The sequence below is a fragment of the Trueperaceae bacterium genome (genome assembly GCA_036381595.1).
Taxonomy (GTDB): domain Bacteria; phylum Deinococcota; class Deinococci; order Deinococcales; family Trueperaceae; genus DASVCN01.
The window spans coordinates 120,440-147,139 of sequence record DASVCN010000027.1; the positions used below are offsets into that span (position 1 = coordinate 120,440).

The following is a 26,700-nucleotide window of genomic DNA, read 5'->3' on the forward strand; positions in this document are numbered from 1 at the left end:
TCTAGAAGCGGAGATCCCTCATCCGTTCGACTCGATCGGCTGAGTGCATTGTGATCAGGTTGTCGGGTTCGCTGAGGAACCAGGCACATGATCCCCAGGCCAACGAAGAGATCGTCTTCCTGAAAGCTTGGTGGTCTCGATCGAGGTAAGCGGTAACGAAAGCTGCCTGCTCCTCCGCGTACCCGGCCGACGTTATCAACGTCAGCAGTTGCTTGCGCCGATCCGTCGTGATTGGGCCGTCGGTTGCAACTACTTCGACGAATATGAAGAGTGGACCTTCACCGGCCTCACCGAGATCGACGAGGATCATGTCTGGAAGCACTCGGTCTACCGCGATCACGATGCCTAGGTCACGCAGCAGCTGGGCGTCGCGGAAAGTTTCCTTCGTCCTGCTTTCACTCACCCACAACACACCCGGATGCGAGAGGAACCTCGGTGCAAACTCCTCTGCCACCGCCCTGGTTATCTCGCTCGACGGACCAGGGGGCAAGCGCCTCGTTTCACCATTCGGGAACCTGACCAGAACTCCCTGGCGAGTCTCGACCGCCGCGTTCTGCAGGAGTCGAAGACGCGCCTGAGCACTGGCTGAGAGCGCCGCTCTCTGCCACTTCGAAATGGCTTCATCCAGATCCTCACCTGCGAGGCCGGGACGGAACAGGTCGGCGAATGGCTCGGACAGCGCATACCGGCCCTTCGAACTCGTAGTCGGCACATCAGTAAGTTCGACCGCTGCTCCTAGCTGAACCAGTCCGTACCTGAGGGTTTCGTCACGAATCGGTTCGCGCGTGTTCTTCGCGCACCAGCCGCCGGACCCGCCTTTGCTCACACTCGAGTTGCGCCATCGCAGCCGTTCATCATCATTCGTTCTCGCTGCCTGTTCATCCGACATGCGCACCACTTGATCCGGTCGGATGTAATAGCCGGCTCCCTCGACGGCTCCCAAGTAGAGCATCACGAAGACGGTACTCGCCGCAATCTCCCGAATCACGTAGTTCCTGTTGTCGATGCCCTCCGGAAAGATCCTTTCCAGTCGCCTACGTATCTCAGCCCGGGGCAGGAGTGGGGGCAAATCCATCACGATAGGCACTCTCCAGAACTTCATCCAGGACGTCCACCGGGGCACCGCTGTCGAGGTACTCCAGGTATCGTTCCAAGACTGGGCGTGGAGGAAGTGGCAGCTCCTCCAGCTCGAACGCGCTGACTGCCACGCTGCCACTCAAACACCGAAAAAGCTCGTCGAGGAGCTGACTGTTCAACAGGGATGCGATGATACGGGGCGGGACGGTTGGTGCGCCGTTCGACCAGATCATGTTCAGGTGATTCTCGACCACTGCCGCACCATGCTGGTCGAGGAACTGTTGCGGTAATTCGGCTGCTATGAGGCGTCGCCGCTGCTCCTTGGCCGTGGTTCTCTGCAGGAGGATACAGGGTGACCGAACGAGAAGCCAGTCGTCCTTCACTGGTCGTACCTCGAAGTACGGGAGGTGATTCCTGCGTCTTGCGCTGAACGTGAAGGTCCCATCTGTCTTCACGGCCTCGGCCCAAACCAAGGGATAGCGGTTCGGTCCCGTGCTGCTTCTCAGTTGATTCTTGTGTCGGTTCCAGACCAAGGGGCCGGTGCTGACCCGATAGCCAAAATCTCGTAACCGGTTAGGGAACCGCCGGGCTGCATCGACGTGCCGCGAATGTCCTGGCTCCCTCGGGAGCAGCCATGGCAGCTCAGGATTTCCTGGCAGCCTTAGCGCTCCGACATCTTCAACGAGGATGTCTCCTTCCGGCTGGACGTTCAACCGGCGGACTCTGGCTCCTGGGCTCGACGCCTCACGTCTGAAAGTGGCAAGCATGGTTTCCTGGAGCACATCGTCGAAGACGCCCTCTCGGTCGGAGATGAACTCGAGGTGCACGGGGCTTGCTTCCGCGACAAGGAGTCGGCGAAGATTCTTGAAGTACTGGCCCGAGAGAAAACTCGTCGGCGTGACGAAGGCGACCACGCCGCCTTGGCGGGTGAGTCTCAAGGCCAGATCCGTAAATAGACCGTAGTTGTTGGCGTGGCCGTACAGTCCTCGCTGGAACAGTTGCCTTCGATCCTTGTCAAGCTTCACGCGCCCGTAGGGAGGGTTTCCGATCACGAGGTCGTACCGTTCAGTGGCGATCTCCTCGAGCGCGTCACGCACAGATATGAGCACCGGCAGTACTTCGCCCGCCGCCTCGGCAACCGGTCGGAACACCGTGTCAAGGAAGACTTGAGATAACCATGCGCTGAACCGGTCTATCTCGTATCCGCTTATAGTCCTGCTGAGCAACTCCAGCTTTCTGGACGGTTCGAGAGCCCTGTACTGTGCAAGCTTGGCGGTGGCTACCGGAGCGAGGAACGCTCCACCTCCGCAGGCAGGGTCCAGTACGGCCGCCGTACCAAGGTCGACACCGCATTTTCGAGTCAACTCGAGCAGGCGCCTTGCGAGTGGAGGCGGAGTGAAGTAGATACCGTGCCTGGAGCGGTACTCCCTGGGCAGCAGGGCCGTATATAGCCTCCCCACCACGAAACTCGCATCGAGGGGCGACATCTGAGCGAGCGACTTCCCGAACGGTTCGAGCGCTCCTGAGAGGCGAGGATCGATCTGGACCTCTGCGCCGAAGTCGGCGAGTTCGCGTAAAGGGAGGTCACCACCCTGCTCCAGCCAGTACGTTCGGACCAGGTCGAATATCAGCCCTCTTACCTGTTCGATCGTCAGGGCGGCGGTAGGTAGTGGGAGTTCGCCCAGAAGTCGTGAGGGCCTGTACTTCGATAGGGACATCGCCTGGAGCGATAGTACCACCGGCTCGCCGAACAGCTGCACCGGCGGTGCGGGACGTGTGTCAACGGATGTGCGGGGCATAGCAGGTCTCCTCCTTCGGCTCCTCCTACCTTAAATAGTAAGGCACCCGTATGCCGTGCTGGCCTGTGAATAGGCGCATGCCGGGAGGGGTGCACGGAGATATGGAGGGTGACGGGAGCTCGCCATGGGGCCGGAGGCGAGCGACGAGACGACTCGTTCGCCATCTCGTTCGGCGCCTGTTTCCAGGAGAAGGCCGAACGGCGCCTGAGGGCGTGGGGTCAGGAGTTCGCCACGGTCGAAAGCGGATAGGGCAGTAGTTGGCGCTCCGGTCGGCCAGATGCCGCTCGCGGTTATCATTTGCCGCATGCGCGTTATCAGCGGCAAACGGGCGGCGATCGAGACGTTCGAGAGGCGTGGCTTCACGAGCGACGTCGACGACACGGCAGGCAAGGTACGGGAGATCGTCGAGGACGTTCGGCGGCGCGGCGACGAGGCGGTGCGCGAGTATGGCCAGCGATTCGACGGAGTTCGGATCGAGGAGTTCCGCGTTCCCGAGCGGGAGTTCGACGAGGCCGAGGCGAAGATCGACAGCGAGCTTTCCGCTGCCATCGACCTGGCGGCTGGCAGGATAACGAGCTATTACCGGCACCAGCCGGCGCAAGGGTTCATCGAGGAGGAGCGCGGCGATCTCCTCGGCCAACTCGTGAGGCCGCTCGAGCGGGTGGGCTGTTACGTGCCCGGTGGAACCGCGCCGCTCTTCAGCAGCCTCCTAATGACGGCCGTACCGGCGAAGGTGGCGGGTGTCGACGAGGTGATCGTGGCCACGCCCCCGGGCAGAGGAGGCTCGGTACCGGCCGAGGTACTGGTAGCGGCCCGTCGGGCCGGGGTGGAGAACGTGTTCCGGATCGGAGGAGCCCAAGCGATCGCCGCTATGGCCTACGGCACCGAGAGCGTCCCGCGGGTCGACAAGGTAGTGGGGCCGGGCAACCGCTGGGTCGTGCTCGCCAAGCAGGCGGTCTACGGGGCCGTGGGGATCGAGGCTCTGCCCGGGCCGACCGAGACGCTGGTGTTGGCCGACGGGAGCGCCTCCGTGCGTCACGTGGCTTCGGACCTATTGGCGCAGGCCGAGCACGCGGGCGCCCAGCCGGTGCTGGTGACGACCAGCCGGGAGCTGGCCGAGGCGCTGCCCGGGGCGCTCGAAGAGGCGTTGGCCCGGCTGCCCACCGCCGGCGCCGCCCGAGAGTCGCTCGAGGAGCGCGGCTACCTGGTTCTGGTAGATGACCTCCAGGAGGCGATGGAGGTCGCCAACGCCTACGCGCCGGAGCACCTCTGCCTGCTCGTCGACGACCCGCAGGCCCTGCTGCCGCTGGTCCGCAACGCCGGTGGGGTGTTCCTGGGCCACCGGAGCATGGAGGCGCTGGGCGACTATGTCCTGGGTCCGAGTCACGTGATGCCCACCGGAGGGACGGCCCGCTTCTCATCGTTCGTCAATCTGAACGACTTCCAGAAGCTCATCCCGCTCGTCGGGGTCGGTGAAGAACTTCTGAGCCTGCTGGCCGAGCCCGCCGCTAGAATGGCGCGGGCCGAAGGGCTCGAGGCGCACGCTCGCGCGATCGAGTCGAGAACGGGGTCCGAAGGGGAGTGAAGCCGCCTGCATCGAACGTTGGCCCTCGTGCCGCTCCTGGTAGTCATGTTCCTGCTCCAGGACCTGGTACGCCTGCCGGTGCAGGACGCGCTCCAGATCTGGCGGTACCCGGAGAGCGTCACGTTCCGCTGCCCTGTCGACGCCATCCTCGTCATGGGAGCGGCGCAGTACGACGGGGAACCCTCGCCCGTCTTCCGGAGGCGACTCGACCGGGCCGCTGAACTCTACGCTGCCGGCTGCGCTCGGCAGCTCATCGTGACCGGCGGCTCGCAGAGGGGAGACAGGTTCAGCGAAGGGCAGGCAGGCCTGCGGTACTTGCGCGAGGCGGGAGTCCCGGACGCTGTGCTCGTGGCAGAGACGAGGTCACGCACCTCCTACCAGAACATCCGCAACAGCCTGCCGCTGCTCGACGGTGATGAGTTGCTGATCGTCACCGACGACATGCACGCCTACCGGAGCCGCTGGCTGGCCCGGTACTTCGGCCTCGACGCCGAGGTTGCCACGGTAGCGACCAGCGGGAACAGGTTGATGTACGGTGCCCGCGAACTCCTGAGCCTGCTGGCATATCAATCGGGCTACATGCGCTGAGGCCGTAGGCAGAGTCCGTCGCGCGGATCCCGAGCGGCTCGAGAAGGAAGGTGGTGAGGCGCTTCTGGTCAGACCAGGAAAGGGTTGGTCCGGCTTTCGACACCGATCGTCGTCGTGTCGCCGTGGCCCGGGAGCACCAGCGTGTCCGGCGGCAGCGACAGCAGTTCATGCCGGATGCTGGCGAGCAGCTGCTCGTGATCGCCGAAGGGCAGGTCGGTGCGCCCGATCGAGCCCTTGAAGAGCGCGTCACCGGCGAGTACCAGCCGCTCCGCGGGAGCGTAGAAGGCGACATGTCCGGGCGCGTGGCCGGGCGTATGCAGGCAGTCGAATGTGAGCCCTGCCAGTTCCAGCCGCTGACCGTGTCGAAGCTCGACCGTCGCCTGCGGCGGTTGATCTATCTCGATCCCCCACTGCGCCGCGGCGAGCGAAGCGTACTCGAGCAGTGGCCCATCGGCCGGGTGCAGGTAGACCGGCACCTCGTGGGTCTCGAGGAGCTCTGCGAGGGCGCCGACGTGATCGAAGTGGGCGTGGGTGAGGAGGATCGCCTCGAGCCTCCGGCCGCTCGTCAGCAGAGCCTGCGCGAGCGTCGCCGCTTCGTCGCCCGGGTCGACCAGCAGTACCGCATCCGAGCCTGCCGCTCCGACCAGGTAGCAGTTCTCCTGCAACGGGCCCACGGTGAGGCGTTCCAGCAGCAGCTGACCGGTCTTCATCGGCGGCTCCTCAGCATGGTCGCGAAGATGTCCCGGTACATCCGCAGCCTCATCGCCATACCGGCGATGAAGCCGCGCTTCTCCTCCTTCATCACCTGTGAGACCCCCTCCAGCGGTATGTCGCGGCAGCGCCACCCCTCGCGGCGAGCGACGTCGGTGATCGCCACCTCGATCCCGTAGCGGGTCGCTTCCAGCTGCGGGACCCTCAGGAGCAGATCGCGCCGCACCGCCCGCTGGCCGTTCAGCTGGGGAGTCAGCCGTTGAGCGGCTGTGGTTCGCCAGCGACCGCCGGTGAAGACCCCACGGGTCATGTCGACCTCGCCGGCGATGACCGGAGCGGCCAGATCCTGAAGGTGTCGGGGTGTGAGGCCCACGAGGTCGGCGTCGACCAGCAGTACCGTCTCGCTGGCGATGCTCCTGAGCCCGGCTGCAACGGCGCCCCCCTTGCCGAGGTTGCGTTGCAATCCGATGACCCGGGCCCCGGCCCGCCGGGCCGCCTCGCCGGTACCGTCGGTCGAACCGTCGTCGACGACGAGGACCTCGCCCACGCCCGAACGCAGGCCGACTTCCACTACTCCGTCTATCGTTTCCGCCTCGTTGTAGGCAGGTATCAGGATCGTGCAGATCCCGCGGGCGTCGGTGGCGGCGCTACCCTCGAGGGTGGCGCCGCTATCCGCGGATGATGCCGCCGAGCTCATTGAAGGTGATCAGCAGGATGAGGGCCAGAACCGCCATCACGCCGATGAAGTGGATCGTCTCCTCCTGGCCAGGCCGGAACGGCCGCCGCCGGATCGCGACGAGCGTAGCCAGCAGCATCCGCCCGCCGTCGAGGCCGGGGATGGGCAGCAGGTTGAAGACGGCCAGTGACAGGTTGATGAGCGCGGCGAGCATGAGCACTGGGGCAACGCCAACCTGGGCCGCCTGATTGACCGCACTCACCATCCCCACCGGCCCTGCGACGTCCTCACTCGGATTACCGGTAAGCACCGAACCGAAGCCTCGCACGAAGGAGACGACCGCCTGCGGCACGGCCCGGACGCTGAACATGAACGACTCGCCCAGTGCGGCAGGGAAGCCGACGGGCTCCATCTGGAACGGCCGCAGGGTGACCCCCAACTGCGGGATTCCGGCGGTCCCTTCGGGAGGCCATGGCCTCTCCAGGGTCAAGCGCTCGCCCTCCCGGACCACGACGATCTCGAGCCGATCGCCAGTCTGTACCATCTCCACGACCTGCTCGATCGATGGATCGGCTACCCCATTGAGCAGGACGATCCGGTCCCCCGCCTGGAGGCCGAGGGCCTCGGCGGCCGAACCGACCATGACGCCCTCGATATAGGTCGCCTGCTCGTCCACCGCGCCGCTGGTCAGGGCACGGTAGGAGGGTTCGAGGGTGAGCGCCAGCGCGATGAGCAGCACGCCCAGGGCGAAGTTGGCGATCACTCCGCCCACCAGCACCCACAGCTTCTGAGGCAGGCTCTTGGTCGCCATCCCCTCGTCCGGATGCTGGAGGTTGCCCTCCTCGTCGACTTTGGGCGCCATCCCCGGCAGGTCGACGTAACCACCGACGGGGAAGGGCCCAACCCGCCACTCGGTGCCCGCCCAGCGGCGCTTCCAGATCGCCGGGCCCATGCCTATGCTGAACGCGCGAACAGGAACCCCGACGCTCCGGGCGTTGAGGTAGTGAGCGAGTTCGTGGACCGACACCGAGACGGTGAGGATCAGGAGGAAGATCAGGGCTGTGAGCATGACTCCATCGCCCAACAAGTATGCCAGATGGGGCTCCCGGCGGTGGTATGCGGCTCGACTCGGTTCAGGCCCGGCCCGTCTTCTCCAGCCCGTGCAGCGCTCTCACCACGTCGGTCTTGCTGAGGATGCCCACCAGTCGGCCGTAGCGGTCGAGCACCATCAGCCGGCCCAGTTCGCCTGCGCTGAGGAGCTTCACCGCGTCCATGGCGTCCGCGTCCGCGACGATCGTCTCGGCCGGGCGCACGATCCGCTCCACCCGCTCGTCCGGATCGGCCTCACGAGCATCGTCGAGCCTGGCGAAGCCTAGCAGATGGTCGTAATCATCGATGACCGGGTAGCCCACGTGGCGCCTGAAGTTGGCCAGCTGCAGGAACTTGCCGAGGGGCATGTCGGCGGTAACGCTCATCACGTCCCGCGTCATCAGGTCCGAGACGAACTTCCCCTGCAGCGCGGCGGTCATGGCGGCGTAGCGGGTCTCGGCCGCCACGGCGTTGTAGACGAAGAACGCCACGACGACAAGCAGCAGTTGGAAGGTGAAGAAGCCGTAAACGCCCAGCAGCAGCGCTACGACCCGGCTGACGCCGGCGGCGATGCGGGTCGCGCGCAGGTATGGAATCCAGAGGGCCAGGAGTGAGCGCAGGATCCGGCCGCCGTCGAGCGGGAGCGCCGGCAGCAGGTTGAAGAGGGCGAGCGCCAGGTTGGTGAGGGTCAGGTAGGAGAAGATGAAGAGGCCCCCGGGGCCCATGGGAAGGTATTGCCAGGCGAGCCAGCAGAGAGCGGCGAGCACCAGGCTGGTGATCGGTCCGGCGATGCCGACCAGCGCCTCGGCCCCCCTCTGGCGGGGCAGCTCGTCGAACTGAGCGACGCCACCCAGGAACCAGAGGGTGATCTCCTTCACCTCCACGTCGTAGAGGCGCGCTACCACCGCGTGGCCCAGCTCGTGGATCACCACGCCGGTGAAGAGGCCGATGGCGGCCATCAACCCCAGCAGGTATGGGGTGACGCCACCGAGGAGGGTGGAGCCGCCGGCGACGTCGAATCCGGCACGACCCAGCAGGTCGAGGTAGCCGGGCAGCTGATGGGCGATGAGCCAGGCGAAGAGCGGGAGCACCAGCAGGAACGAGGTGTCGAGGCGCACCGGTATGCCCAGCATCCGGATCGGCAACCTGATAGCACCGCCGAACATCTAACGACTCTGAGCGCCGTCGCTGGCGGTCATCTCCCGGCCGAGCCGCCGGCAGGCCTCCCCGGCCAGCCTGCGCGCTGCCCGGTCGGCCTCCTCGAGAACGCTCCAGCTGAGTGGCTCCGCGGGCGCGTTCTCCAGCACCTCTGCGAGTACCCGGGCGATGGCGGGGAACGGGAGACGTCCTTCGAGGAAGGCAGCGACCGCGACCTCGTCGGCAGCGTTCAGGTAGGTGGGCGCGAGTCCGCCGATCTCTCCGGCCCGGTAGGCGAGCGGCAGGCACGGGAACCGGTTCACATCTGGCGGCAGGAGCTGCCACTCCCCTTGGAGCGGCAGCGGCTCGAGCGGCAGGGGGGGACGCCGGGGGCCTTCGATGCCGTACTGGATGGGAAGTCGCATGTCGTGCGGGCCTATCTGCGCCTTTATCGATCCGTCGGCGTAGCGAACGAGCCCGTGGATGAGCGATTGGGGGTGGATTACGACCTCGATGCGCTCGAGCGGTACCTCGAAGAGGAAGTGGGCCTCCAGCACCTCGAGCCCCTTGTTGAACAGGGTGGCCGAATCTACGGTGACCTTGGGCCCCATGGACCAGTTGGGGTGAGCGAGCGCCTCCTCCGGCGTCACGTTCGACAGGTCGGCAGGGCCTTGACGGAACGGCCCTCCCGAAGCGGTTAGTACGAGCGCATCCACGGCACCCGGGTCCTCGCCCAAGAGGCATTGGTAGAGGGCCGAGTGCTCCGAGTCGAGTGGGGTGATGGTCCCGCCCGAGCGCGTGGCGAGATCCTTCATCAGGGGTCCCGCCACCACCATCGCCTCCTTGTTGGCGAGGGCGACGTGGCGGCCCACCGCGAGGGCGTGAGCGGTCGGTTCGAGGCCGGCCATCCCGGGGATCGCGGCGACGACGCTGTCCACCACCAGGCCGGCGACCTCCTTGGCACCCTCCTTGCCGCTGGCGAGCCGGGTCCCAGGCGGCAACTCCCTTCGCAGCTCGTCCGCGACCGAGTCGTCGCAGGAGACGAGTTCCGGGCCGAACTCCCTCACCTGCTCGAGCAGGCTGGTCCAGTTGCGGCCGGCCGCCAAGCCCCTGACCCGGTAGCCGCGCCAGCGGGCGACGTCGAGAGCCTGGGTGCCGATCGACCCGGTCGAGCCGAGTATCGAGATGGTCTTCATCAACGGCATTCTCGCCCATCTAGCGCAGCCGGACAATCGCGCGCGCACGCTTCGCCGGGATATGCGGCAAGACGAGCGGAAGCGTGGGGGAAGCCGCCGGTGATAACCTTCGACTGCATGAACGACGCCGGGAACGACACGCAGTTGCTAGCCCAGGCCGAGCGCCTCGCCTCTGCCGCCCACGGTGGGCGTGTCGCCCACAGCGGCTTCATCGAACCGGAGGCCAGCGCCAGGCTGGTCCACGACCTGGCGCGGCGGGGCTTGCCCGCTACGGCCTGGGGCGGGCGGCCGGGAGCCCGCCGCCGGGTGGTCACGGCCCGGCCTTCACACGTTCCCCAGGCGAGCACGCGGCTCACCGCCGTCTACTTCGGCGGCGTCGGGGCAGATCCCGACCTGCGCCAGGAGCTGGTGGCCACCGGCATCGACGAAGCCCAGTTGGGCGACTTGGTGGCCCACCAGGAGGGGACGTCGGTGGTCACGCTCGACCCGCCGCCTCCGGAACTGCTGGGCGTCGCCACGCTGAAGGGACGCCCGGTCGAGCCGCGAGTGGTGCCGCTGGAGAGGGCGCTAGCCGGGCAGGTGAAGGCGCTCACCGTGGTGGTTCCGTCGTTGCGCGTGGACGTCGTGGGAGCGAAGGGGTTCCGCGTTTCGCGTTCCTACTTCTCGAAGGGCATCGCCGGCGGCAAGGTGAGCGTGAACGGAGTTCGGGTAGGGAAGGCGGGCAACGCCGAAGTGGGCGACGAGGTGTACGCCGAGGGGCTCGGACGTCTGCGGTTGCTGAGCGTCGACGGGGAAACCCGCCGTGGGAACGTCAAGCTCACCCTCGAGGTGGAGTCGGCCGGCTGAGGCCTGGCCGCTCCACCGGCCGGCGCAGAGACTCCCGCGGCTACAACCGCACCCGCTTGCCACCCTCCTTCGAGCGTGACTTGAAGATCATTCGGAACGGCACCTCCTGGAAGCCGAGGTCCTCACGGATGCGGTTGCGCAGGTACTGCTCGTAAGGCCGAGTGACGAACTGCTCGCTGTTGACGCTGAAGACGAACGTAGGCGGGGCGACGTCGGCCTGGGTGGCGTAGAACAGCTTGAGCGGCTTCCCATGGAAGTTCGGCGGGGTCTGGCGCTGGGTCCAGACATCGATCCAGCCGTTCAACTCCCCGGTCGTCACCCGCCGGCGCGCGGTGTCGTAGACCCTGATCACCGTGGCCAGGAGTTCGTGCAGGCCGTAGTCGTTGATGGCGCTGGTGTAGACCTTGGGCGCGAACGAGATATGGCCCAGCTGACTGTCGACGAGCCCCTCGAACTCCTTCAGCTTCTCGTCGCTGACGAGATCCCACTTGTTTATCGCCACTACTACCGGCTTGCCGCCTTCGAGCGCGAGGTTGGCGAGGCGGAGTTCGTGGTCGCCCAGTTCGAACGGGTCCACGACGAGGATGGCAACGTCCGCCGATTGCAGCGCTTTCTCGGACCTGAGTTTCGAGTAGTACTCGAGGTCGGCGTCCGGCTTGCGACGGATACCGGCGGTGTCTACCAGCACGAACGGCCTGCCGGCGAAGTGGAACTCGACGTCTACCGAGTCGCGGGTGGTGCCGGGCACGTCGGCGACGATCACCCGTTCGTCGCCCACGATGGCGTTGAGCAGGCTCGACTTGCCCACGTTCGGCCGGCCGATGATGGCGACCCGTACCGTCTCCTCCTCGACCCAGTCGTCTTCGGCCGGGAGTCGCCCGGCGATCTCCTCGAGCAGTTCGAAAGTACCCCTGGCGTGCTCGGCCGAGGTGGGGAACGGTTCGCCGAACCCGAGCCCGTACAGCTCGTAATACTCCGCGGTCTCCTCGTGCTGCGGGTCGTCCAGTTTCGTGGCGATGAGCAACACTTCGGCACCGCTGCCGCGCAACCAGTCGGCCACCTGCCGGTCACCGGCCGTAAGCCCATCACGCCCGTCAACGCAGAAGAGCACCAGGTCCACGTCCTCGAGCGCGGCCTCGACCTTCACCCGGATGTCCTTCTCCCAGCGGTCTCCCGACCAGAGACCACCGGTGTCCATCAGCAGCAGGCTGCCGGTCTCCTCGCTCTCGAGGCGAGCGGTCTTGACGTCACGGGTTACCCCCGGCTGGTCGGCAACGATCGCCTCGCGACGGCCTATCAAGCGGTTGAAGAGCGCCGACTTGCCTACGTTCGGGCGTCCGACTATCGCAACCTTACGCAAGCCGGCTCCCCACCTTCACCCCGTAGCCGTTCGCCCAGTCGCGGGCCCGGTTGCGGGCCTTGCCCTCGGCCTGCACCACTTCGAGCAGCAACGCTCCCTCACCGCAGGCGACTACCAGACCGGCCCCGCTCACCTCCAGCACCTCGCCCGGTTCACCGGCGCCATCGGCGGGCCGCATCTCGTACACCCGCACCCACTTGCCGCGGAATCCGAAGCGGCTGCCCGGCCAACCGTAGGTGCCGCGGAACCTATCGAAGCTCGCCTTCGCGGGGCGCCGCCAGTCGATCTCGCCGTGAGCCCTGGTCAGCATCGGCGCCAGCGTGGCCGCGTCGTCGTCCTGCGGCCGGCACTCCAGTTCGCCTCGCCCCAGGCGTTCGAGCGCCTCGCAGATCGCAGCCGCGCCCAGTTCGGCGAGCCGGTCGAAAAGCTCAGGAGCGCGCTCGTCCGGTCCGATCCGGCACCGCCGTTGGAGGCAGACGGGACCGGTGTCGAGCCCAGCTTCCGTCTGCATGATGCTCACCCCGGTCTCCTCCTCACCGTTGATGATCGCCCACTGGATGGGGGCCGCGCCACGGTAGGCGGGAAGCAGGCTGGCGTGGACGTTGAGGAAGCCGTGGCTCGGTACGTCCAGCAGTGACCGCGGCAAGATCTTCCCGTAGGCCGCGGTGACGGCAACGTCCGGCTCCAGTTCGGCGAGTCGCCGGGCGAACTCGTCGTTCCCCTTCAGGCGAGCCGGTTGCGCCAACTCCAGGCCCAGTTCGCGCGCCTTTCGCGCCACCGGTGGAGGGCTGCTGCTCATCCCCCTGCCGGCCGGTTTGTCGGGTTGGCTCACGACCAGAACGACCTCGAATCGCTGCTGCAGGGCGAGGAGCGAGGGGAGAGCGAACGCCGGCGAGCCGAAGAAGACCAGCCTCACCGGCTTCGTTCGGCGCCCTTCGAACGGAGCTCCTTGAGGAGTGCCTTGGCCTGGCGCTGGAGCCGGGCCAGGTCTGCCCGGTGCTCCTCGAGGAAAGCCCGGCGCTCCTCTTCGGGCAGGCGGTCGAAGAAGAGTATCCCTTCGAGGTGATCGTATTCGTGCTGCAGCACCTGCGCGAAGTGACCCTCAGCCTCCAGCTCTTGCGCCTTGCCCTGCAGGTCCTGGTAGCTGACCCGCACCTTCAGGTCGCGCTCGAGCTCCTCGACGTAGAGTCCGGGTATCGAGAGGCACCCTTCGGGGACCACCTGGGCCCCCTTGCGCTGGGTGATCTGCGGATTGACCATGACGAAGTCCTCGAGGTGCTCCAACTCACCATCCTCGTTGCGCCGGCATCTGCTGGCCACGAAGAGGCGCAGCGGCTCGCCGACCTGAGGAGCGGCGAGCCCCACCCCTTCGTCGTCGTGCATGGTTTCGATCATGTCTTCCGCCAGGCGCGCCAGCTCTTCGTCGAAGCGGGTGACCGGCCGGGCCGGACGGCGCAGCACCGGGTCGCCGTAGTAGCGGATGGTTCGGATCAACTCGACTCGACCTCCAGACCGCTGCGGCCTAGTTGGGCCGAACGGGGGGACGCGACAGCCGGACGTTGGCGGCGACCGTTCCTACGGCTTGCACGCCTTCTGGCAGTTCCAGCGTCACGGGCAGAGTATACCCACCCACCTGCGGCTCTTCGGTCTGCAGAGAGACCGTCGCCGGCACGCTTTCGAGCGAAGCAAGGATGCTGGGCGGCCCGACCAGACGCACCTGCTCCTGCTCCAAGCCGGCGGTCACCGTGAAGCCTGGCACGGCCGGCGTCTGCAGGTCGACGGGTACGTCACGCGTTATCAGCACCGGTTGCTCGGCGACGCTCACCTGCACCTCGCTCGGCTGGATCTGCACCCCGGAGACGGGCAGCCCGGCTGTGTTCACTGCGAAGGGTGTGGTGGCGCGGTCCCCGGGCGCGGGTCGCACCGGCGCCAGCGCCCTGGCCACCTGCGCCAGGGTGGAGGAGCGTGCCCTTACCGTCACCTCGGCCGGTTCGACCGTCGTGATCACCTTCACGTCGCCGGGACCGCTGCCGATGATGACCACATCCACGGGCACGGTCTTCTCGGTAACCGCTTCGACAGTGCCGATGACGTCACTCGGGTTCACCCTCCTGAGCTCGACAGCTTGCGGCGAGAGCACGGTTATCGGCTCCTCGAACGAGCCGCTCTGCCCCTCCAGGTCGAGCACCGCCTGGAAATTGTCGGGCCGAAGGCGGTCGACCTGACCGCTGGGACCGGCGACCGTCACCTCGACGAACTCGGGCAGGCCGGTGGCGACGCTGTTGGACTGGAGCCCCTCGACGCTGATCGGTACGAACAGTGAACGCTGGGTGATCGAGGTGTCGTTGACGTTGACGAACATCCAGATGAGGGTCGCGAGCACCAGGGCGCCGAGCTTCTGGGGCCAGGCGTGGAGGAGGATGCTTAGGAGGCGGTGTACCAGCCTCATTCGCCGTACGCCTCCCGGAGGGCCTTGAGGACGTCGGCGGGGGCCATGTCACTGCGCAGGATACCGTCGCGCGCCAGGCTCACCGTGCCCCGCTCCTCGCTCACGACCATGACGAGCGCGTCGGTCACCTCTGAGAGGCCGAGTGCCGCCCGGTGGCGGGTGCCGTGCTTGGCGCTCCACCCCTCGTGGCGCTCGGAGAGCGGGAATATCGCGCCGGCGTAGGCAACTACCTCTTCCCGGATGATCACCCCGCCGTCGTGAAGCGGACCCTGCGAGGCGAAGATCGTGTGCAGCAGAGCGGCCGTGACAGGGGAGTTGAGTTCGGTCCCGTTGCGGCCATACTCCTTGAGCGGGGTTCGTTGTTCGATGGCGATGAGAGCGCCGCGCCTCTGGGCGGCGAGTTCGCGGACCGCCGTCATGATCTCCTGCACGGGATTGCCGGCAGCGGCCCTGTTGAGCCGCCCCCGGCCCACGCGCTCGAGCGCTGCGCGCAGTTCGGGTTGGAAGACGACGACGAGCGCTATGAAGAAGACCGGCGCGACGCTGTCGAACACCCACTTGGTCGCCTCCAGCCCGATCTGCGTCGCGAGGAACCAGAGGCCGATGAGCGCCGCAAGGCCACGTAACACGTTCCAGGCTCGGGACCCGATGAGCAGTTGGTAGCCCTGGTAGAGGAAGACCGCGATGATGAGGATGTCGATCAGGTCCAGCAGGCGGAACGATTCAAGAAACCACAAGAGGCCCTCCGAGGGGGCAGGCAACACGGCGAGTGTGCGATCTGTTCAGGCAGCAGGGATGCGCCTCGTGACTTTGGTCGAGGATACCATGCACGGCGGCACTTCTCCTGCCTCCTCCGGGGCTGTGGAGCGGGCAGATGAGAGGTTAGAGTGGTCGGCGGAGGAACCAGCATGGAGCATATGAACAAGCGAATCGAAACCCTCAGGGGGTATCTTTGACGTCGCCGGCAAGAAGGCCCGGCTCGACGAGCTAGAACCGCAGCTGAACGACCCCGGCTTGTGGAACGACCCGGAGCGCGCTCGCAAGCTCACCCAGGAGGGAGCGCGGCTGCGTCGGATAGTCGACGGCTTCAGCCGGCTCGTCGACGATCTCGAAGGTCTCGAGGAGTTGAGCGAGATCGCCTCCGATGACGAGGCAGAGGAGCTGGAAGAGGAGCGGCAGCGCGTGGAACGGGCCCTCGACGAGCTCTACCGCGAGACCCTGTTCCAGGGCGAGCATGTAGAACGGGCCGCGATCGTGACGATCAAGCCGGGCGCTGGAGGCACCGAGTCTTCGGACTGGGCCGGCATGCTGCTCCGCATGTACCGGCGCTACGCCGAGCGGAACGGCTTCAAGGTCGAACTGCTCGATCTGATCGCCAACGAGGCCGCCCCGGGGGCCATCGACTACGCTCAGATGATCGTTCGGGGTGAACGCGCGTTCGGGCTCCTCTCGGTCGAGGGTGGCGTGCACCGGCTGGTGCGGGTGAGCCCGTTCGACTCCCAGAACCGGCGCCACACCAGCTTCGCCTCCGTGGAGGTGATGCCCGAGATCGACGAAGACATCGAGATCGACATCGACCCCAACGACCTCAGGGTCGACGTCTACCGTTCTTCCGGCCCGGGCGGGCAGTCGGTCAACACCACCGACTCGGCAGTGCGGGTCGTCTACAGGAGCGGCACGCCGGAGGAGATCGTCGTCACCTGCCAGGACGGCAAGTCGCAGATCAAGAACCGGGAGAAGGCGATGACGGTACTGCGCAGCCGCCTCTGGGAGCGTGAGGAACGGCGCCGCCTGGAGGAGCAGATGAAGGCGCGCGGCGAGCAGAAGGCGATCGAGTGGGGATCGCAGATCCGCTCCTACGTGCTCGACAAGCAGTACGTGAAAGACCACCGGACAGGACTCATGCGACACGACCCCGACAACGTGCTGGACGGCGACATCGAGGACATGATCTGGGCCGGCCTGGAGTGGGCCGCCGGCGGGAGGCAGGCGGCCTGATGCGGGAAGGCGGTGACCGGGCAGCACACACCCCGGGTCCCGCTTGCCCGCTCTGTTGACGATGCGGATCCTGGCGGTTGCCGACGCCGTCTCGCCGGTCGTCTACTCCGAACGCTTCCCGCAGAACCTGGGACCGATCGACCTGGTCCTTTCGGCCGGCGATATGCCCGGTCACGTGCTCGAGTTCATGGCCACCAAACTGAAGGTGCCGCCGGTCTTCGTGTTGGGGAACCATGGCAACGGCTACGTTAGGGACCGGACCGGCGACGAGTTGACTCTGCCGGGCGGCTGCATCAACGCTCACCGCCGGGTAGTCGAGGTTGGTGGCCTGCTCATCGCCGGGGTCGAAGGCAGCGCTCGCTACCGCCCGGGCGATGGACAGTACAGCGAGTTCGAGATGGCCCTGCACTGCTGGTCGCTGGCGCCGCGCCTGACCTGGAACAGGGCCGTGAAGGGCCGGGCCCTCGACATCCTGCTCACCCATGCTCCGCCCAAGGGGCCGCACGAGGGGAGCGACTACCCGCACCGCGGCATCCCGGCGTTCAACGAGTTCGTGAGGCGCTGGCGTCCCAAGCTGCACGTCCACGGGCACGTTCATCTGACCGGTGCCAACGCTCCCCGGGAGTACGTCACCGACGAAGGGGTACGTGTGATCAACGCCTTCGAGTTCACCCTCATCGAGATCCCCGAGCCCGCGAGATCCTGCTGAGCCGCCGTCGCGCGCGACCCGAAGACGCGGGCGTTGGGCACGGCACTCGGTCGAGGGCGCCAACGTGATACAGCTTGGAGGATGGAAGAGCGAGGCGACGGAGGGCGTTACGACCCGAACGAGGCGACCGTGAGCCGCACGGAGCTGGAGGCTCTCGAGGCGGCGGCTCTGCTGGTGCGCCTCGAAGCCAGCGGAGTTCTGATCCTCCGCGGAGCCGACCGGATCGACTTCCTCCACGGTCAGGTGTCGAACGACGTCCGCGGCCTGCCGGCGGCCGGCACGAACCGCTCCCTGCTGCTCAATCACCGCGGCCATGCACTCGCCCAGATGCGGGTGTTCAGGCTCGCCGAGGAGCTGCTGGTGCTGGTAGATGACGGCGCGCTGCCGGTCGTCGAGGAGAGCTTGCGGCGGCACATCATATTCGATCAGGTCGAACTCGAGCGGCGTGAGGACATGAGCGCGCTGACCCTCCAGGGAGCCAAGGCCAAAGAGATCATCGAGACGGCTCTGGGCGTCGAGGTGCCGGCAGAGGGAACGTTCGGGACGATCCGGTTCGAAGGCTCAGAGGTGATCGTGACGCCGTCCCGACGGAGCGCTCAGGGCGGCTTCGACCTCCTCGCCCACGGCGAGCTGGTGGGGCCGCTGACCGAAGCGCTCGCCGAGTCAGGAGCGGTTGCCGGCAGTGAAGAAGCGCTCGAGCTGGGCCGGGTGATGGGCCGCATACCGGCGGCCGCCAGCGAAGGCGGCGAGGGTATCCTTCCGCAGGAAGCCGGACTCGAGCCGCTCGTCTCGTACCGGAAGGGCTGCTACCTGGGTCAGGAGATAATGGCCCGCATCGAGGCGCGCGGCAAGCTGCGGCGCGAACTCGCCTGCCTGATGCTCGACGGCCAGCCCGCCGGCGGGGAGCGTGACATCAGGTCGGCTGGCAAGCTGGTGGGCAGACTCGGCCGGACGGTGCGTCATCCGCGCCTCGGCTACCTCGCCCTGGCCGTGCTGCGCAGCGACCTGCCCGAGGATGCGCGCCTCGAGGTGGGCGGCGTGGGTGCCAGAGCGGCTCCTGTGCCGATCGAGTCGGCGGCCGCCGCGAACGCGTAGGGCGAGGGAAACGGCGCCCGTAAACACGGGAGGCCAACCGGGCCGCTGCTAGAATGCATCCATGAAGGAAAAGAAGCGCTGGTTGGCAGAGGAGTACGCCGAGGCCACCGAGCGGACCGAGGAGCGCGACTACCCGTTCCGGACGCTCTCCGGGATCGAGGCCGATCCGGTCTACACGCACGAGGACCTCGAGTCGTTCGACCCCGACACCGAACTGAACTACCCGGGCAGCTACCCCTACACGAGAGGGGTACAGGCCTCGATGTACCGCGGCAAGCTCTGGACCATGCGGATGTTCGCAGGCATGGGCAGCGCCGAGCAGACCAACGAGCGCTTCAAGCGCCTGCTGGACGCCGGTCAGACGGGACTCTCCACGGCCTTCGACCTGCCCACGCTCATGGGCTACGACAGCGACCACCCCTTCTCCAAGGGGGAGGTGGGCAAGTGCGGGGTGGCGGTTTCCAGCCTGGCCGACATGGAGGTCCTCTTCGAGGGCATCGATCCGGCCGCAGTTACCACCTCGATGACGATCAACTCCCCTGCCAACGCCATCTGGGCCATGTATCTGGCGATGGCCGAGAACAAGGGTGTGCCGCTGGTCGAGCTCGGGGGAACGATCCAGAACGACATCCTCAAGGAGTTCATCGCGCAGAAGGAGTACATCTTCCCACCGGCTCCGTCGGTGAAGTTGGTGATCGACACGTTCGAGTGGGGGCCGGCCAACGTGCCCAAGTGGAACTTCGTCTCGGTCTCCGGCTATCACATCCGCGAGGCCGGCTCGACGGCGGTACAGGAGCTCGCCTTCACCCTCGCCGACGGCATCCACTACGTCCGCAAGGCCATCGAGCGGGGCCTCGACGTCGACGAGTTCGCTCCGCGCATCTCCTTCTTCTTCAACCTCCACAACGACTTCTTCGAAGAGATCGCGAAGCTGCGGGCCGCCCGGAGGATCTGGGCCAGGCAGATGCGGGAGGTCTTCGGCGCCCGCAATCCGCGCTCATGGATGTTGCGAACGCACGCCCAGACAGCCGGGGTTTCGCTCACCGCTCAGCAGCCGCTCGTGAATGTCGCCAGGGTCGCGATCCAGGCGCTGGCGGGCGTGCTGGGAGGCACCAACAGCCTCCATACCGATGCCTACGACGAGGCTCTGGCTCTCCCCAGCGAGGAGGCGGCGACCCTCGCTCTGCGCACGCAGCAGGTGATCGCTTACGAGACCGGGGTGGCTAGCACCGTCGATCCTCTCGCCGGCTCCTACTACCTCGAGAATCTGACCAACGAGATGGAGCGTCAGGCGCTCGCCTACTTCGATCAGATCGACGCCCTGGGTGGCGTTGAGAAGGCGATCGAGGCGGGATTCTTCGCCCGTGAGATCGGGGACGCCGCCTACGAGCAGCAGGCCGAGATCGACAGCGGCGAGCGGATCATCGTAGGGGTCAATCGGTATGCCGCAGAATATCCCGAGGTGCCGATCGAGAGGATCGACCCCGAAGTCGAACGACGTCAGGCCGAGAGGCTGGCGCGGGTCAGGCGCGAGCGGGACGAGGAGCGGGCCCGAAGGGCACTGGATAGCCTGCGCGAGGCGGCGGCGCGGGGCAGCAACACCATGCCGGCGTTCCTCGAGGCGGCTCACGCCTACTGCACGCTGGGCGAGCAGATGGACGTGTTGCGCGCCGTATACGGGGTCTACGAAGAGCCGGTACTGATCTGAGCACTGCTCGCGATCGCTTCGACGAGCGGTCAGCGGCAGCGTGCCGAGGCAAGCCGTGCACGCGCGACAGGAGGAAAGATGCCAGAGCGTAGGATACGCGTTCTGATCGCAAAGCCGGGACTGGACGGGCACGATCGTGGCGCCAAGGTGATAGCCAGGGCGTTGCGTGACGCGGGGATGGAAGTCATCTACACCGGTCTCCGGCAAACGAGCGAGATGATCGTCAACGCTGCCGTCCAGGAGGACGTGGACGCCGTGGGCCTGTCGGTCCTCTCCGGCGCCCACATGCACTACTTCCGGGAAGTGGTCGACGGCCTCAGGGAGCAGGGGGCGCAGGACGTACTCGTCTTCGGCGGAGGGATCGTGCCTGACCAGGACCTGGTCGAACTCCGCGACATGGGGGTGGGGCGGATCTTCACTCCTGGAACCAGTACCGCCGAGGTGGTCGAGTACGTCCGCGAAGCAACGGCCGAGCGCGAGCGGGTGGACAGCTCCAGCTGAACGGTTGCCTAAGCAAGCCTGCTCAGTAAGCGGCCGGGCGCGCGAGTAGCGCCGGGCCGCTTCCTTTCGGGCTCCCAGGGGGGACGCGGAATCTTTCACCCTGCCCTGAAGGAGGGTCATGTTACATTCGACCTCGGCTACGGCGTAGTCGCGCGTCGCGGGGACGCGTTCGGGACTGAGCCGTCCCTCGGGGGAGACCAAATCTGGAAGGGTCAGCGATTTGAAGCTCCTTCGTCTCTGCTCCATCAGCTTGCTTCTGAGCGCAGCCACAATAGTTCTTGCCGACGGATACGCCCTGAAGACAGTCAGGCCAGGTGACAGCCTGGGGTCCATCGCCAACCGCTACAACCTCTCGGTTGGCGCTCTGATGCAGTTCAACGGACTCGAGTCGGTGACGATCCACCCGGGTCAGGTCCTCAAGGTTCCCTACGTGGCCGCCGTCGGTGGTACCGCCGAACCGGCGCCCACCCCTCCGCCCGGCTTCCGTCAGCACGTGCTGCAGCCGGGAGAGACCCTTACCGACGTCGTCGACCAGTACGGCATCACCATCGAGGCGCTCGTTGGAGCCAACCCCGACATCTCGTCGCTCGACCGGCTCCCCGCCGGCATGGAGTTGCTGATCGCCCCCTACCAGGGCCTCGTGGTCACCCTCGAGCAGGAGACCCAACTCGCTCACATCCTCGCCGAGTACGACGTAGACCCGGTCGAAGTCGCCAGGGCCAACGATCTCACCTCGCCGGCAGACCTCAGTGACGGAATGCTGCTCTTCCTGCCCGGGGTGGAGCCGGTTGCCGCCCTCGAACGACTGCGCAAGGTGCGGGAACTCGAGAACACCTACATGTGGCCACTTCACGGCCGCATCACCTCCTACTTCGGCCGCCGCAACCTGGGCATGGGTACCTCCAGCTTCCACCGGGGCATAGACGTAGCCGCACCGTTCGGCTCGACCGTCACCGCTGCCCGCAGCGGGACCGTGTCGTTCGCCGGCTGGTCCTCCCAGGGTTACGGCTACCTGGTCAAGATCCGTCACATGGGCGGCGCTGAAACCTGGTACGGCCACTTCAGCCGAATCCTCGTCAACGTGGGCGATTACGTGCGGCAGCAGGAACCGATAGGGCTGGTAGGCTCGACCGGCATCTCCACGGGACCTCACCTGCACTTCGAACTGCACGAGCGGGGACGTGCCCTCGACCCGCTCGGCCAGCTCAACTGAGAACCCGATAGCCACGAAAGAGAGCTTCTCCCGCCAACTGGACGGGAGAAGCTTAATTGTGGCGACTCGTTCACGTGCGGGGCCGAGCTGGCCGCCGAACCGCTACTCCTTGGCCCAGAGGATGCGGCCGCACGACGGACAGCGGGTGACGCCGGCGCCCTTCTTCGCTTTCTGAACCACGTGGATCGGGAGCTTCACGTTGCAGCCCCCGCACTGCTGATTGCTGACGACCGGGACGAGCCCCACTCCGCGCCTGGCCTTGCGAACCTGCTCGTACTGGCGCAGCAGTTGGCGGTCGATCTCCTTGGCCAGCGACTCACGCTCGCCCGAGAGCGAGCCGATGCGCTCGTCCAGCTTCTCCAGTCGGGCGTCTTCCTCCGAGCTGAGCTCTGCCAGGACCGGTTCGAGTTCGCCGAGTTCACCTTCAAGGCCCGCTATCACCTCGTCGAGCTCCTCGAGCTCGCCCAGCAGCGGCATCGTGTCCTCTTCGAGCTCCTGCACGCGGGTTGCGAACTGTAGTTCCTGATTCTGGAACTGCGAGGCCTCCTTGGCGCTGTCGGCCCTCAGGCCGGCTGCGGCAGCTGCCTTGCGGCGCTCGTCGAGAGCCTTCAGTTCCATCTCGTTCTGCGAGACGCGCTTCCTCAGATCCTCGCGCTCCGCCCGGCGCTTGGCCAGCTGATCCTCGAGCCCCTGGCGGCGTTTGCGAGTCTCGATCAGCTCCGGCGGAGTCTGGCCCTTCTCCTCCTGCAGGTTGTCCAGTTCCAGATCCCTGGTCTGGACGTCGCTGAGCCTTTCAAGCATCTGACCTCCTGAGAACGAAGGGCAAAAATAAACTCCGCTCGATCGTCGTCAAACGGAGTGCCCTCATACGCCGTTTACTGGGCGGTTGCTTCACGCCCACGAGTGTAGCACGGCCTGTTCGGCCCTCGTGATTAGGGATGTGAGTGTCACGTTAGAATCATTCGATGTTCGAAGAGTCTCCCGACGGCTTCATCTCGCGGTGGCGGCAACATGCCGCCGCGGCCCGGGTGTTCTCGCGAACCGAGGGACTACCGCTCCTCGAGGTGGAGGCGGGCGGGGCGATCCTCCAGGTATTGGAGCGAACCGGCCCGTACCTGGCCCAGCCGGGCGAGGCGAACGTGATCATCAACCCCACGGCCCGCACCGTCGAGCTGCACGGGAGCGGCAAGATGTCGGTCGAGGTTGCGGGCATCGGCCGGATGAGCGCCTGCGGCCAGATCATCTACCGCGATGATCCCTTCCTGGTCGTGGATGTGGGCGCGCCCGTGGTCCTGGGCGTGATCGAACCGTTGCCCGATGGAGCCGTCGCCGGCGCCTGGGTCTCGTTCGAGTCGATCCCGCCGATACACGGTTTCGTGGTGCCCACGCAGAAACGCAACGTGGTGCGTTCGGCAGAGGAAGCTCCCTGAATCAGGCCGGAGCGCTCTCCTAACCCCGCTCCTCAGCCTGCTCGAACGATGTTTCGGAGCTGCCTTGGGGCGGCATCGACGTCTGCTACGATGCACTGTTCATGAGTCCGCTACCGCACTCCAAGACCCCTGTCGCACGCATCTCGGCGGTCGCGCCAGGATCCCCGGCTGAACGTGCCGGGGTAGGACCCGACTGGGAACTGGTCTCGGTGAACGGCCGGGTCATATCCGACATCCTCGCCTATCGTCACGAACTCCTGCGTGGCGAGGTAGAGCTGCTGGTTCGCTCCCCGGAGGGCGAGGAACGCGAGTTCGGCGCCGCCTGGGAAGACCCGGGGCTGGAGTTCGACGAGGTCATCTTCGACGGGATCCGCCGCTGCGCCAACAAGTGCGACTTCTGTTACGTGCATCAGATGCCCAGGGGCATGCGCAAGAGCCTCTACATGATGGACGACGACTTCCGTACCAGCTTCCTCTACGGTTCGTTCGTCACCCTGACCAATCTGAGCGAGGAGGACGTTCAGCGGATCCTCGACGAGGAGTTGAGCCCGCTCTACGTCTCGGTTCACACCACGGACGAGGAGTTGCGGCGCGAGATGATGAAGTGGTGGCGGCTCAAGGTGCAGGACGAGTCGAGCACCAGCATCCGCGGAATGCTGGAGCGGCTGCGGCCCATCGATCTCTACACGCAGATCGTCACCCTCCCTGGGAGGAACGACGGTCAGCACCTGACCGACACTCTCGAGTTCCTCGCTGAGCAACCGAACGTCCTGGCCAGTGCCGTAGTGCCCGTGGGGCTGACCGAGCACCGCCGCAACCTGCCCGACGTCCGTGGCTTCACGGCCGACGAGGCCCGTGACGTGGTGAACCGCGTGCGGCCGCTCCAGAAGCGGCTGTTGGCCCAGCGGGGGACCCGCTTCGTATTCCTTAGCGACGAGTTCTACCTGCTGGCCGGGGAGCCGCTGCCGGGGGCAGACGAGTACGAGGGCTACACCATGCTCGAGAACGGCGTGGGGATGGTGCGGGACTTCCTGTCGGAGCCGCTGCCTCGGCTGCCGGTGCGCCTTGAGCAGCCGCGACGGGTGATCCTGGGCACCGGCAAGCTCTTCGCTCCGGTGCTCGAGCGAGCGGTAGAACCTTTGCGCCGCATCCGCGGCCTCGAACTGGAGGTGCGGGCGTTGCGTAACAGGACCTTCGGCGAGATGACGACGGTCGCCGGACTCCTCGCGGGTCGCGACTTCCTCTCCCAGATCGAGCCAGGCGAAGCGGACCTCCTGCTCGTCTCGCCCAACGTGCTCAAGTACGGCACCGAACTGCTCCTCGACGACCGCACCCTCGGCGACCTCCGCAGCGAGTTGCGGATGGACGTCGAGGTGGGCGGCAGCAGCCTGGGGGAGCTCGCGCAAGCGGTACTCACCGGGGTCTCTGCCGCCAGTGGCACCCAGTTCGGCTTCTCGACTCACGCCCTCAAGGAGGCCGCGAGGCAGCACTGACCGGACCCAGCACGTACCGCACTGCCGATCGACCCGAACAGGCGATTCAAGAGGCCATACCGTTCCGTGCCTCGAGGGCCCAGAATTCTTGCCGTCCATCTCGAGCTCTGGTGGTAGATTTTCAGCCCATGGACACGAACATCGACCGTTTCCTCGCATCTCACGATCACTATCTGGCGGACATTCGGAAGGTCTATTCCGGGGGAGACGTCGCCGACTACCTGGCCTGGTTGCTGCCCGGCTTCAGCGGCTCGTTCGCCCGGGCAGGGATGGATCGAAGCGAGCCTTACGACATCGGAGGGTCGATCGAAGGAATGACCGAATCAGCGGCTTCGATACCTGGCCTCCGATCGGAGATAATCGGCCGCGAGGCGCGCCGCAGCAGCGGAAACGAGATTCTGGTGAGATACGAGAAGAGGATATACAGCTACGACGAACCGGTATCGTTCGCCATGGTTGTCGAGTCGTGGCGCCAGGTCAACGGTTCGTGGCGTCTCAACAGGGAGAGCATCGAGGTAGGACGACCCGTTTGATGGAGGGACGTCGGCTACACTCGTTCCCATGATTGGAATCGACCTGAAGAACGTCGAGGCCGGCGGGCTCGGCGTCACGCACGGCATCGAGCTCGAGAGGGAGTACCGCGCCTGGGCCGACCGGCTCGAGGGAGCGGTGAGCGACATATTCAGCCGGAGAGACGACCCAGCGGAGATGCTCGGCTGGATCGGACTTCCCCAGGCGGGCGCATGGGTAGATGAGATCGAGTCGTACGCGCGCGAGGTCCGGCAGAGCGATCTGACCGACCTGGTGGTGCTGGGTATCGGTGGGTCGAGCCTGGGTGCCCTGACGGTCGCGAGCGCGCTGCAGCACCCGTACCGGGCGCTCCAGGCACGGGGCGACGGGCTTCGCCTCCACTTCGTAGACAACGTCGACCCCGACGCGATCAGTGGGCTGATGGAGGTGCTCGATCCGAGCCGCACGTTGGTCAACGTCATCAGCAAGTCGGGCAGTACCGCCGAGACCATGGCCGCCTACCTGGCGTTCAAGAAGTGGCTCGAAGACGACCTGGGTGACGGCTTCAGCGATCGGGTCGTGGCCACGACCGATCCCGAGAGCGGGATACTGCGGCCACTGGCCGATCGTCGCGGCTACCGCACCTTCACGGTGCCCCCTTCGGTCGGCGGTCGGTTCAGCGTGCTCTCGGCCGTGGGCCTGTTGCCCATCGCGCTCGCGGGCATCGACGTTCGCGCGCTCCTGGGCGGCGCCGCTCGGGCCAACGACACCGTCCGACGGCCGATCGAGGAGAACCCGATACGACAGGCGGCGCTCGTCCAGTACCTCTGCTACCGCCGCGGCAAGCCGATCAGCGTGCTGATGCCGTACAGCAGCCGGCTCCGTAACCTGGGCGGTTGGTTCGTCCAACTCTGGGCGGAGTCTCTGGGCAAGGCCGAAAGCCTGACCGGGAGCCTCGTGCACGAGGGCAGTACCCCCCTGGCCGCCGTCGGCGCGACCGACCAGCACTCGCAGGTTCAGCTCTTCAACGAGGGTCCCAACAACAAGCTCATAGCCTTCGTCCGGGTCGCCGAGTTCGACCATCGGCTGAACATCCCCGACTCGGAGCCGGAGTTGGAGCAGCTCGCCTACCTGGCGGGGGAGAGCTTCAACCGCTTGATCAACGCCGAGCAGGCCGCGACCGGCCACGCGCTCGCTCAGCACCTGAGGCCGAACTACACGCTTCTGCTGGAGCGGCTCGACGCAGCCTCGCTCGGTGAACTGCTGCAGTTCCTGATGTGGCAGACGGCCCTGATGGGTGAACTGACGGGGATCAACACCTACGACCAACCGGGCGTCGAACTGGGCAAGGTCTACACTTACGCGCTGATGGGACGCGACGGCTACGACGAAGTGCGGGCCGAGCTCGAGGAACAGGGGCTGGAGTAGCAGATCGAACCCCGGATCGAGCCCAGGCGCCTCACACCTGGTTCCTTCGCGAGAGGTGTTATCTTCCGGCGGTGAACGCGATGCCCGAAGCCGAAGCAACCG

General features: G+C 66.3%; 26 protein-coding genes and 1 pseudogene. 14 read left to right on the forward strand and 13 right to left on the reverse strand.

All coding sequences use genetic code 11. The annotated features are described in order from the left end of the window. Window position 1: 1 nt before the first annotated feature. Window positions 2–1,102, reverse strand: coding sequence for a BsuBI/PstI family type II restriction endonuclease (locus VF168_09875; protein HEX7004480.1), 1,101 nt, complete (start codon window positions 1,100–1,102; stop codon window positions 2–4). After that, a complete protein-coding gene (locus VF168_09880) occupies window positions 1,044–2,795 on the reverse strand; it encodes an Eco57I restriction-modification methylase domain-containing protein (protein ID HEX7004481.1) in 1,752 nt (583 codons plus the stop codon). The genes VF168_09875 and VF168_09880 overlap by 59 nt, the downstream gene beginning before the upstream one ends. 189 nt (window positions 2,796–2,984) lie before the next feature. Here VF168_09880 and VF168_09885 point away from each other — a divergent pair, with 189 nt between their 5' ends. Genes VF168_09885 through VF168_09895 form a run of 3 tightly spaced genes read left to right on the forward strand, consistent with a single transcriptional unit; the run spans window position 2,985 to window position 5,049 of the window. Then, entirely contained in the window at window positions 2,985–3,125 is a 141-nt protein-coding gene (locus tag VF168_09885; GenBank protein ID HEX7004482.1) for a hypothetical protein, read from the forward strand. Window positions 3,126–3,180: 55 nt separating this feature from the next. Continuing rightward, window positions 3,181–4,461 carry a histidinol dehydrogenase gene (gene hisD / locus VF168_09890; GenBank protein HEX7004483.1) on the forward strand — a complete coding sequence of 427 codons (1,281 nt, stop codon included), beginning with the start codon at window positions 3,181–3,183 and terminating at the stop codon, window positions 4,459–4,461. A 27-nt stretch (window positions 4,462–4,488) separates the two neighbouring features. Beyond that, window positions 4,489–5,049 (forward strand): YdcF family protein, encoded by a 561-nt coding sequence (locus tag VF168_09895; protein HEX7004484.1) that lies wholly within the window; start codon window positions 4,489–4,491, stop codon window positions 5,047–5,049. A 68-nt stretch (window positions 5,050–5,117) separates the two neighbouring features. Here VF168_09895 and VF168_09900 read toward each other — a convergent pair whose 3' ends face one another. From VF168_09900 to dxr, 5 genes are all read right to left on the reverse strand, one after another. After that, complete coding sequence (locus VF168_09900; protein HEX7004485.1) at window positions 5,118–5,759, reverse strand: MBL fold metallo-hydrolase; 642 nt, start codon at window positions 5,757–5,759, stop codon at window positions 5,118–5,120. Further along, on the reverse strand, window positions 5,756–6,457 hold the full coding sequence (locus VF168_09905; protein HEX7004486.1) for a glycosyltransferase family 2 protein: 702 nt from the start codon (window positions 6,455–6,457) through the stop codon (window positions 5,756–5,758). Before VF168_09905 ends, VF168_09900 begins: the two co-directional genes overlap by 4 nt. Beyond that, window positions 6,429–7,505 (reverse strand): M50 family metallopeptidase, encoded by a 1,077-nt coding sequence (locus VF168_09910; protein HEX7004487.1) that lies wholly within the window; start codon window positions 7,503–7,505, stop codon window positions 6,429–6,431. The genes VF168_09905 and VF168_09910 overlap by 29 nt, the downstream gene beginning before the upstream one ends. Before the next feature lie 64 nt (window positions 7,506–7,569). Further along, window positions 7,570–8,691 carry a site-2 protease family protein gene (locus tag VF168_09915; GenBank protein HEX7004488.1) on the reverse strand — a complete coding sequence of 374 codons (1,122 nt, stop codon included), beginning with the start codon at window positions 8,689–8,691 and terminating at the stop codon, window positions 7,570–7,572. Further along, window positions 8,692–9,858, reverse strand: coding sequence for a 1-deoxy-D-xylulose-5-phosphate reductoisomerase (gene dxr / locus VF168_09920; GenBank protein HEX7004489.1), 1,167 nt, complete (start codon window positions 9,856–9,858; stop codon window positions 8,692–8,694). A 117-nt stretch (window positions 9,859–9,975) separates the two neighbouring features. On the opposite strand from dxr, the gene VF168_09925 reads away from it, so the two are divergent. Continuing rightward, window positions 9,976–10,704 (forward strand): S4 domain-containing protein, encoded by a 729-nt coding sequence (locus VF168_09925; protein ID HEX7004490.1) that lies wholly within the window; start codon window positions 9,976–9,978, stop codon window positions 10,702–10,704. Between the two features lie 40 nt (window positions 10,705–10,744). Here the strand turns inward: VF168_09925 and der are convergent, their stop codons facing one another. Genes der through cdaA form a run of 5 tightly spaced genes read right to left on the reverse strand, consistent with a single transcriptional unit; the run spans window position 10,745 to window position 15,250 of the window. Further along, window positions 10,745–12,064, reverse strand: coding sequence for a ribosome biogenesis GTPase Der (gene der / locus VF168_09930; protein HEX7004491.1), 1,320 nt, complete (start codon window positions 12,062–12,064; stop codon window positions 10,745–10,747). After that, complete coding sequence (gene fmt, locus VF168_09935) at window positions 12,057–12,980, reverse strand: methionyl-tRNA formyltransferase (GenBank protein HEX7004492.1); 924 nt, start codon at window positions 12,978–12,980, stop codon at window positions 12,057–12,059. Before fmt ends, der begins: the two co-directional genes overlap by 8 nt. Next, complete coding sequence (gene def, locus VF168_09940; protein HEX7004493.1) at window positions 12,977–13,558, reverse strand: peptide deformylase; 582 nt, start codon at window positions 13,556–13,558, stop codon at window positions 12,977–12,979. Before def ends, fmt begins: the two co-directional genes overlap by 4 nt. A gap of 28 nt (window positions 13,559–13,586) precedes the next feature. Further along, window positions 13,587–14,513: a CdaR family protein gene (locus VF168_09945; protein HEX7004494.1), complete on the reverse strand. Its 927-nt coding sequence runs from the start codon at window positions 14,511–14,513 to the stop codon at window positions 13,587–13,589. Beyond that, window positions 14,510–15,250: a diadenylate cyclase CdaA gene (gene cdaA, locus VF168_09950; protein HEX7004495.1), complete on the reverse strand. Its 741-nt coding sequence runs from the start codon at window positions 15,248–15,250 to the stop codon at window positions 14,510–14,512. The genes VF168_09945 and cdaA overlap by 4 nt, the downstream gene beginning before the upstream one ends. Before the next feature lie 217 nt (window positions 15,251–15,467). Here cdaA and prfB point away from each other — a divergent pair. The 6 genes and pseudogenes from prfB (at window position 15,468) to VF168_09980 (ending at window position 21,737) form a co-directional block, all read left to right on the forward strand. Further along, window positions 15,468–16,511: pseudogene (gene prfB, locus VF168_09955) on the forward strand (peptide chain release factor 2). A gap of 61 nt (window positions 16,512–16,572) precedes the next feature. Then, the gene (locus VF168_09960) at window positions 16,573–17,220 is read left to right on the forward strand and encodes a metallophosphoesterase (GenBank protein HEX7004496.1); all 648 of its coding nucleotides are present in this window, start codon (window positions 16,573–16,575) and stop codon (window positions 17,218–17,220) included. An 81-nt stretch (window positions 17,221–17,301) separates the two neighbouring features. Continuing rightward, complete coding sequence (locus VF168_09965; GenBank protein HEX7004497.1) at window positions 17,302–18,315, forward strand: hypothetical protein; 1,014 nt, start codon at window positions 17,302–17,304, stop codon at window positions 18,313–18,315. Between the two features lie 61 nt (window positions 18,316–18,376). Next, a complete protein-coding gene (locus tag VF168_09970) occupies window positions 18,377–20,023 on the forward strand; it encodes a methylmalonyl-CoA mutase family protein (protein ID HEX7004498.1) in 1,647 nt (548 codons plus the stop codon). Window positions 20,024–20,101: 78 nt separating this feature from the next. Further along, window positions 20,102–20,524 carry a cobalamin B12-binding domain-containing protein gene (locus tag VF168_09975; protein HEX7004499.1) on the forward strand — a complete coding sequence of 141 codons (423 nt, stop codon included), beginning with the start codon at window positions 20,102–20,104 and terminating at the stop codon, window positions 20,522–20,524. A 220-nt stretch (window positions 20,525–20,744) separates the two neighbouring features. After that, a complete protein-coding gene (locus tag VF168_09980) occupies window positions 20,745–21,737 on the forward strand; it encodes a M23 family metallopeptidase (protein ID HEX7004500.1) in 993 nt (330 codons plus the stop codon). 102 nt (window positions 21,738–21,839) lie between these two features. On the opposite strand, the gene VF168_09985 is transcribed toward VF168_09980, so the two are convergent. Then, the gene (locus tag VF168_09985; protein ID HEX7004501.1) at window positions 21,840–22,538 is read right to left on the reverse strand and encodes a C4-type zinc ribbon domain-containing protein; all 699 of its coding nucleotides are present in this window, start codon (window positions 22,536–22,538) and stop codon (window positions 21,840–21,842) included. Window positions 22,539–22,702: 164 nt separating this feature from the next. Here VF168_09985 and VF168_09990 point away from each other — a divergent pair, with 164 nt between their 5' ends. From VF168_09990 to VF168_10005, 4 genes are all read left to right on the forward strand, one after another. Beyond that, window positions 22,703–23,167 carry a hypothetical protein gene (locus VF168_09990; GenBank protein HEX7004502.1) on the forward strand — a complete coding sequence of 155 codons (465 nt, stop codon included), beginning with the start codon at window positions 22,703–22,705 and terminating at the stop codon, window positions 23,165–23,167. Between the two features lie 101 nt (window positions 23,168–23,268). Further along, window positions 23,269–24,660 carry a DUF512 domain-containing protein gene (locus tag VF168_09995; GenBank protein ID HEX7004503.1) on the forward strand — a complete coding sequence of 464 codons (1,392 nt, stop codon included), beginning with the start codon at window positions 23,269–23,271 and terminating at the stop codon, window positions 24,658–24,660. A gap of 128 nt (window positions 24,661–24,788) precedes the next feature. After that, window positions 24,789–25,193 carry a hypothetical protein gene (locus VF168_10000; protein HEX7004504.1) on the forward strand — a complete coding sequence of 135 codons (405 nt, stop codon included), beginning with the start codon at window positions 24,789–24,791 and terminating at the stop codon, window positions 25,191–25,193. Window positions 25,194–25,221: 28 nt separating this feature from the next. After that, window positions 25,222–26,598 (forward strand): glucose-6-phosphate isomerase, encoded by a 1,377-nt coding sequence (locus VF168_10005; GenBank protein HEX7004505.1) that lies wholly within the window; start codon window positions 25,222–25,224, stop codon window positions 26,596–26,598. Window positions 26,599–26,700: the final 102 nt, after the last annotated feature.

Bases quoted from the DNA above. Each gene is read 5' to 3' on its own strand.
- VF168_09875 (HEX7004480.1), bottom strand. From the start codon at position 1,102: ATGAAGTTCTGGAGAGTGCCTATCGTGATGGATTTGCCCCCACTCCTG.
- VF168_09880 (HEX7004481.1), bottom strand. From the start codon at position 2,795: ATGTCCCTATCGAAGTACAGGCCCTCACGACTTCTGGGCGAACTCCCA.
- hisD (HEX7004483.1), top strand. From the start codon at position 3,181: ATGCGCGTTATCAGCGGCAAACGGGCGGCGATCGAGACGTTCGAGAGG.
- VF168_09900 (HEX7004485.1), bottom strand. From the start codon at position 5,759: ATGAAGACCGGTCAGCTGCTGCTGGAACGCCTCACCGTGGGCCCGTTG.
- VF168_09905 (HEX7004486.1), bottom strand. From the start codon at position 6,457: ATGAGCTCGGCGGCATCATCCGCGGATAGCGGCGCCACCCTCGAGGGT.
- VF168_09910 (HEX7004487.1), bottom strand. From the start codon at position 7,505: ATGCTCACAGCCCTGATCTTCCTCCTGATCCTCACCGTCTCGGTGTCG.
- VF168_09915 (HEX7004488.1), bottom strand. From the start codon at position 8,691: ATGTTCGGCGGTGCTATCAGGTTGCCGATCCGGATGCTGGGCATACCG.
- dxr (HEX7004489.1), bottom strand. From the start codon at position 9,858: ATGAAGACCATCTCGATACTCGGCTCGACCGGGTCGATCGGCACCCAG.
- VF168_09925 (HEX7004490.1), top strand. From the start codon at position 9,976: ATGAACGACGCCGGGAACGACACGCAGTTGCTAGCCCAGGCCGAGCGC.
- VF168_09945 (HEX7004494.1), bottom strand. From the start codon at position 14,513: ATGAGGCTGGTACACCGCCTCCTAAGCATCCTCCTCCACGCCTGGCCC.
- VF168_09960 (HEX7004496.1), top strand. From the start codon at position 16,573: ATGCGGATCCTGGCGGTTGCCGACGCCGTCTCGCCGGTCGTCTACTCC.
- VF168_09965 (HEX7004497.1), top strand. From the start codon at position 17,302: ATGGAAGAGCGAGGCGACGGAGGGCGTTACGACCCGAACGAGGCGACC.
- VF168_09970 (HEX7004498.1), top strand. From the start codon at position 18,377: ATGAAGGAAAAGAAGCGCTGGTTGGCAGAGGAGTACGCCGAGGCCACC.
- VF168_09975 (HEX7004499.1), top strand. From the start codon at position 20,102: ATGCCAGAGCGTAGGATACGCGTTCTGATCGCAAAGCCGGGACTGGAC.
- VF168_09985 (HEX7004501.1), bottom strand. From the start codon at position 22,538: ATGCTTGAAAGGCTCAGCGACGTCCAGACCAGGGATCTGGAACTGGAC.
- VF168_09990 (HEX7004502.1), top strand. From the start codon at position 22,703: ATGTTCGAAGAGTCTCCCGACGGCTTCATCTCGCGGTGGCGGCAACAT.
- VF168_09995 (HEX7004503.1), top strand. From the start codon at position 23,269: ATGAGTCCGCTACCGCACTCCAAGACCCCTGTCGCACGCATCTCGGCG.
- VF168_10000 (HEX7004504.1), top strand. From the start codon at position 24,789: ATGGACACGAACATCGACCGTTTCCTCGCATCTCACGATCACTATCTG.
- VF168_10005 (HEX7004505.1), top strand. From the start codon at position 25,222: ATGATTGGAATCGACCTGAAGAACGTCGAGGCCGGCGGGCTCGGCGTC.